This window comes from uncultured Amaricoccus sp., assembly GCF_937858865.1.
Lineage (GTDB): Bacteria > Pseudomonadota > Alphaproteobacteria > Rhodobacterales > Rhodobacteraceae > Amaricoccus.
Genome location: NZ_CALLYO010000328.1, coordinates 1 through 3,473 on the forward strand (window position 1 = coordinate 1; position 3,473 = coordinate 3,473).

Annotated in this window: 3 protein-coding genes; all 3 read right to left on the reverse strand. The window is 70.9% G+C overall.

The window, feature by feature from the left end:
• The coding region (locus tag Q0112_RS09290; protein ID WP_297974326.1) for a PCRF domain-containing protein at positions 1–393 on the reverse strand (393 nt) is incomplete at its 3' end.
• Positions 394–444: 51 nt separating this feature from the next.
• Positions 445–798: a YbaN family protein gene (locus tag Q0112_RS09295; RefSeq protein WP_297974331.1), complete on the reverse strand. Its 354-nt coding sequence runs from the start codon at positions 796–798 to the stop codon at positions 445–447.
• Between the two features lie 29 nt (positions 799–827).
• Positions 828–3,383 carry a penicillin-binding protein 1A gene (locus Q0112_RS09300; RefSeq protein ID WP_297974328.1) on the reverse strand — a complete coding sequence of 852 codons (2,556 nt, stop codon included), beginning with the start codon at positions 3,381–3,383 and terminating at the stop codon, positions 828–830.
• Positions 3,384–3,473 lie beyond the last annotated feature (90 nt).

The window sequence follows — 3,473 nt, forward strand, 5'->3', positions numbered from 1 at the left end:
GTTGATCTCGAGGAAGGTGTCGTTGCCGTCGGCCTCGCCGTCGAGCAGCGCCTCGATCTCGCGGCTCGCGGCCTGATCGCGCAGCGCGCGGAGCGCCGCCTCGGCCTCGGCCACGATCTCCGCGTCGCCCTCGGCCTCGCCGAGCTCGATCAGCTCCCGCTGGTCGGAGAGCTCGCGCCCGAGCGCCTTCACCGCATCGAGGGCGTCGGCGAGCGTCTGCCGGTCGCGCATGAGCTTCTGCGCCCGCGCCGGATCGCTCCAGAGCCCGGGATCCTCGGACATGGCGTTGAGCTCCTCGAGCCGGTGCTCCGCCGTCTCCCAGCCGACGCGCTGGCGCAGGAGCTCGAGCGACTTCTCGATCTCGTCGATGAGGCGTTCGGTCTCGGCGCGCATGGCTCTCCCTCGGATCGGCGGTTTCTAGCGCCGCCGCCCGCTAGGGTAAAGTCAGGAAGGGCGGGTCAGGACGTAGGCGAGGCCGGCGAGCATGAGAAGGGCGACGGCGGCGGTGGCGCCGGGGCCCGGGTGGCTGGCCAGGCGGAAGACGACGAAGCCGAGGGCGCTGCCGAAGACCGCCATCCCCTTGGCATAGGGCGGGATTGCGCCGCGCTCGCGCCAGGCGCGGAGCGGCGGACCGAGGCGGGGATGATCGAGAAGCCAGGTCTCGAGCCGGGCCGACGAGCGGGCGAAGCAGGCGGCGGCGAGGATGAGGAAGGGCGTGGTGGGCAGCACGGGAAGCACGACGCCGAGAAGGCCGATGCCGGTGAAGAGAAGGCCGGCGACGAGCAGGACCGCGCGCAGCACGCCGCCGCGGGCGGGGCCGGGCGGGCTCAGTAGAGCCCGCCGCTCGAAAGCGTGCCGAGGCTCGGGTTCTTCGGCAGCGCCTTGGCCTGACCGCGCACCATCACCCGCTCGATGGCGGGCGAGTTGCGCACGCTCTCGTAGAGCGGCACGTCGGCGCCCATCTTCCAGCCGGCGTCGACCGTGTTGCCGAAGGCGCCGACCATGAGCTCCTGGCCGTCGCGGATGTATTCCGCCTGCACGTTGGCGCCGGTGGCGTTGTCGGGCAGCCGCTGGCCGGTGTGGCGGTCGATCTTGATGAAATGGCCGCCCGGCGGCACCGGGAAGGTGACGGGCCCCTGCCCTTCCATTGCCTTCTTGATGAACTCGACGAAGATCGGCGCGCAGAGCGTGCCGCCGAAGGCGCTCTCGCCGAGCGGGCGCGGCGTGTCGTAGCCCATGTAGCAGCCGGCGACGATGCGCGGGCTGTAGCCGATGAACCAGACGTCCTTGGCCTCGTTGGTGGTGCCGGTCTTGCCGGCGAGGTTGAGGCCGAGCTTGCCGACCGTCGCGGCGCTGGTGCCGCGGGCGGCGGCGCCCTGCAGCATCGAGGTGACCTGGTAGGCGGTGATCGCGTCCATCACCCGCTCGGCGTCGGAATGGACGAGCGGGGTCGAGGCGTCGCGGATGTCGTCGGCGGCGCAGCCCTCGCAGGCGCGCTGGTCGTGGCGGTAGATGGTCTTGCCGTAGCGGTCCTGCACCCGGTCGACGAGGGTCGGCTCGACCCGGAGGCCGCCGTTGGCGAGCTCGGCGTAGGCGGTCACCATCCGGTAGAGCGTCGTTTCGCCGGCGCCGAGCGAATAGCTGAGCAGATGCGGCATGTTGTCGTAGATGCCGAAGCGCTCGCCGTACTTGGCGACGGTGTCCATGCCCACGTCCTGGGCGATGCGGACCGTCATCAGGTTGCGCGACTGCTCGATGCCGGTGCGCATCGGCGTCGGGCCGTAGTAGGTGTTGCCCGCGTTCTCCGGCTTCCAGATGCCAGCGCCGGTCGCGACCTCGATCGGCGCGTCAAGGACGATGGTGGCGGGCGAGTAGCCGCTGTCGAGGGCGGCGGCATAGACGAAGGGCTTGAAGGAGGAACCGGGCTGGCGCAGCGCCTGGGTGGCGCGGTTGAAGACGCTCGACTGGTAGGAGAAGCCGCCCTGCATGGCGAGCACCCGGCCGGTCTGGGTGTCCATCGCCATGAAGCCGCCCTGGATGGCCGGGACCTGGCGATAGGACCAGTGGTCGAAGGCGCCGTCCTTCTCGACCGCCTTGACGAGGACGACGTCGCCCACGTCCCACATGTCGTCCGGGCCCTGGGCGGTGCGCAGGCGGCCGCTGTCGGAGGCGCGGATGCGCGCCCAGGCGGCGTCGGAGAAGGGGAGATACTGGCCGCCCTCGCCGTCCGGTACCCCGTCGACGCCGATGCGGGCGCGGGTCTCCTCGAGGGCGAGGATGACGGCCGGGTGCCAGCCGTCGATGTCGCGCGGCGCCTGGGTGGCGGAGAGGGCGGCACGCCAGCTCGCCTCGCTCGCGGGATCGAAGCTCGCCGGGTCGATCTGCGCCACCGGGCCGCGGTAGACCTTGACCGCCCGGTCGTACTGCTCGAGCCCGTCGCGCAGCGCGCGCGCCGCCACCACCTGCAGGTCGGGGTCCACCGTCGCGCGGATGGTGAGCCCGCCGGTGAAGAGCTCGTCGTCGCCGAGCTTGGCGGAGAGCTGGCGGCGGATCTCGTCGGTGAAATAGTCGCGCGGCGGCATCTCGCTGCGGGCCGAGGCCATGGCGCCGGACTGGACGGTCAGCAGGTCCTCGGCCTTGGCCGCCTCGGCCTCGGCGCGGGTGATGTAGCCGTTCTCGGCCATCTGATCGAGGACGTAGTTGCGTCGGGCGACGGCGCGCGGCTTCTCGCGCACCGGGTGCAGCACGCTCGGCGCCTGCGGCAGGGCGGCGAGGTAGGCGGTCTCGGCGAGGGTGAGCTCCTCGAGCGACTTGGCGAAGTAGGCCTGTGCCGCGGCGGTGACGCCGTAGGCGTTCTGGCCGAGGAAGATCTCGTTGAGGTAGAGCTGGAGGATCTCGTCCTTGGAGAGCGTGTTCTCGAGCCGGGTGGCGAGGATGATCTCCTTGATCTTGCGCTCGCCGGAGCGGTCGCCGGTCAGGAGGAAGTTCTTCATCACCTGCTGGGTGATGGTCGAGGCGCCGCGCAGCCGCTCGCCGGTGGTGGCCGCGTCGTAGAGCGCGGCGATGATGCCGCGCGGGTCGAAGCCGTGGTGGGCGTAGAAGTTCTTGTCCTCGGCCGAGATGAAGGCCTGCTTGATCTGGTCGGGGATCTCGTCGATGGGCGTGAAGATGCGCCGCTCGCGGGCGAACTCGTCCATGAGCACGCCCTGGCCGGAGTAGATGCGGCTGAGCGTCGCCGGCTCGTAGCGCTCGAGCTGGGCGGTGTCGGGCAGGTCGCGGCCGTAGATGGTGAAGATCGCGGCGAGCGCGGCAAGGCCCAGCACCGCTCCCATCGCGGCCCAGCTGAACAGGAAGCCGAAAAACCGGAAGATCAGTCTGAGCACGATTCGGGTTCCATGGCCGCGGGCGCGCAGCCTACCCGCCATGCCGGCAAAGGTCAAAACCGCCCGGGCCGGTTCACAGGGCAATCGGGC